Here is a 3,156-nt window from a genome sequence, read left to right as displayed (position 1 = left end):
ATTTATAGCTTATTGTTTGTTATAATTTTGCAAAATAATGTGTTCAAAGTCCTCAGAAAGTAATTGAGGTTCCTTGTTTTGAGGTTTCTACTTGTAGATTAATTAGGATTTCGACGGAGTAATCGCATGTCCTCTTCCGGTAACACCATAGGTATTCTTGTTCCTCAACCTTCTGCACCTGCTATGGTGTCTCAAGGTTCTGCCAATCCGCCAGAGCCGCTGACTAATGCGGCCGGGCCGGTAGATGTGATAGAGATGGTGGCCGATGTGGCCTCTAGTGCCCTTTCTTTGGTTGCTCCTGACTCTGCTGCAGCTAATGTGGCTGATACTGTATCTGATGTAGTTTCGCTCGCTTCAATGGTTCCAGGTTTGCCTAGTATTAGGCTACCTTCTCGAAAAATGGTTAGTGGTTTCGGTGGGGGTAGTGGAGCAGGTTCTGATGGTGGGGTGGTTACTTCTGGTCATGGTCACTGCATACCCTGTAAGGTTGCTGCAGCTATCGGTAACCCTGTTAATGCTGTACTTGGTATCAAAGTCCTATTTGACGATACAGAGACCGACTTTGCTTTCGATTCCCCGCTTCCCCTTGTTTGGCAGCGCAGCTATTATTCCGACCAAATCGGCAACGGCTGGCTGGGACAAGGTTGGTCGCTGCCGTTCTCTATGCGTCTTGCCCGTACTGCCGACGGATTCCTTTATATTGATGAGCAGGGCAGGGAAATTCCGTTGCCGGATATTAGCGATGAAGCGGACAAGCCTTATTCCGCAGATGACGAAGATGAAGACGATTTATATGAAGAAGAGGCTGCACCGCGACCTGCTTCTGCTGAAGAAGACCCCTACGGTCTAGATGACGCCTATTTCGATCCTTACGAACAAATCTTCTTTTCTCAGATTTCAGACGACCTCTACCAAATCGCCTCTCCCGACGGCGGTGCACGGCTGCTGTTTGCCGAAGTCGATTCCGGCTGCGGCATTTACCAACTGGTCGCCCAACTCGACCGCAACGGCCGCCATATCCGCTTCTGCTACGACGACAACGGACTGCCGCACAGCATTTACGACGGCAGCGGCCGACACTTCCAACCCGTATTCTCCTCCATCCGTCTGCACGACAACGATCCCGACTTCGACCCGGCCGGAGAACGGGACGTCTTCGTTTCTGAAGACGAACGTTTCTACGTCAACCGCCTCACCTCCGTCACCTTCAACGGCAAGGAACTGGTGCGCTACGACTACGACGGCTACGGCGATTTGACCACCGTTTACGGCCGCGACGGTAAAAAACTGCGCGGTTTCGCCTACCGCAACCACATCATGGTCGAACACAGCCAGCCCGATGGACTGGTGTCCCGCTACGAATACGACCGTTACGACACCGACGGCAAAGTGCTCAAGAGCAGCAACAACCTTGGCGAAGAATGGACGTTCGACTACCGCAAAGACCATACCGTCGTTACCGACGCACTGGGGCGGACGGAAGTGTACGGTTTCGACGAAAACCGCGAACTTATTTACCGCATCGACGCCGACGGACAACGCAGCGACAGCGAACGCGACAGCTACGGCCGCATTACCGTAGAGCGCGATCCCCTCGGACGCGAAACCCGCTATCTATACGATACCGAAGGCAACGTCATCGCCATCACTGCGCCGGACGGCAGCAGCACCCAAATCGACTACCATGAAACCCTCAACCTGCCGGTTGCCGTCAACGATCCCGCAGGCAGGATTACCGCCTACGATTACGACAAACGCGGCAACCTCATCAGCATCACCGACCCCGCCGGTTACACCACCAGCTACGGCTACAACGCCCGATGGCTGCCCGAAACCATTACCGACGCCTTAGGCAAAACCCGACGCCTACACTACGACACCCTCGACCAACTCGTCAGCTTCACCGACTGTACCGGCGAAACCACTCGTTTCGGTTACACCGAATACGGCGATCTCGAAACCGTTACCGATGCGCTGGGCCATACCACCCGCCACCACTACGACGCAGCAGGCAACCCCGTCCGTACCGACTACCCCGACGGCAGTCACGAAACCTTCGAATACGACCGCCTCAACCGTCTGACCGCCCACATCGACGGACTCGGTGCCAAAACCGCCTACGAACTCGCAGTGGACGGACTGCCGCTCAAACGCACCAACGCGCTGGGCCATACCTTCGCCTACGCCTACGACAAAGCCCGCCGTCTGACCGTCCTCACCAACGAAAACGGCGAAACCTACCGTCTCGATTACGACCAAACCGACAACCTGATCCAAGAAACCGGCTGGGACGGCAAAATCACTGCCTACGGCTACGATGCCGCCGGACAACTGGTTCAACAGACTGAATACGGCCAAAGCACCGATCAAGGTCGTCTGAAAGAGCGTCCCGAAACTTGGCACATCCACCGGTTCAAACGCAACATCCTCGGCCAACTGATCGAAAAACAAAGCCGCAAAGTCTCCGGCCGCAACGGACAAAGCAAAGACGACGGCATCAGCCGCACCCGTTTCGAATACGACCCCATTACCGGTAACCTGACCAAAGCCCGAAACCACCACAGCAGCGTCGAACTCGCCTACGACGAACTCGACCGCCTCATCGGCGAAACCACCGTCCACAACGGACAAAGCGCCACCGTAGGCTACCGATACGACCCGTTGGGCAACCGCATCCGCACCATCCTGCCCGACGGCCGCCATATCGATTACCTGTACTACGGCAGCGGACACCTGCACCAAATCAGCCTAGACGGCGAAGTCATCAGCGACATCGAACGCGACAAACTGCACCGCGAAATCCAAAGGACGCAGGGCAGCATCAGCAGCCTGTACGACTACGACCCCATGGGTCGTCTGAAAAGCCAGCGTACCGTTTGGAGCGGCACACCAACATCCCGCGGCAAACAAACCCCGCTCGCCGGCGGCGCCGTCAACCGCCGCTACGCCTACGACAAAGCCGGCAACCTGATTCAAAGCGCCGACCAAAGAAGTGGCGTCCTCCATTACGTTTACGACAAAATCGGACGCATTCAGGAAGCCCGCAACAGCCAAACCGGCCGCAGCGAAACCTTCGCCTTCGACCCCGCCCACAACATCCTCGACATCCCGACATCTACTCCCTCTCCCGTGGGAGAGGGCCGGGGAGAGGGCAAA

The 3,156-nt window shown here is 56.1% G+C and carries 1 protein-coding gene; it reads left to right on the top strand.

From position 1 onward, the window contains the following. Positions 1-126 precede the first annotated feature (126 nt). A partial coding sequence (locus ACTHUT_RS16610; protein ID WP_440419109.1) for a DUF6531 domain-containing protein occupies positions 127-3,156 on the top strand: 3,030 nt, incomplete at its 3' end.

This window comes from Neisseria sp. P0022.S010 (assembly GCF_051956635.1).
This window is presented reverse-complemented; position numbering and strand designations above follow the sequence as displayed.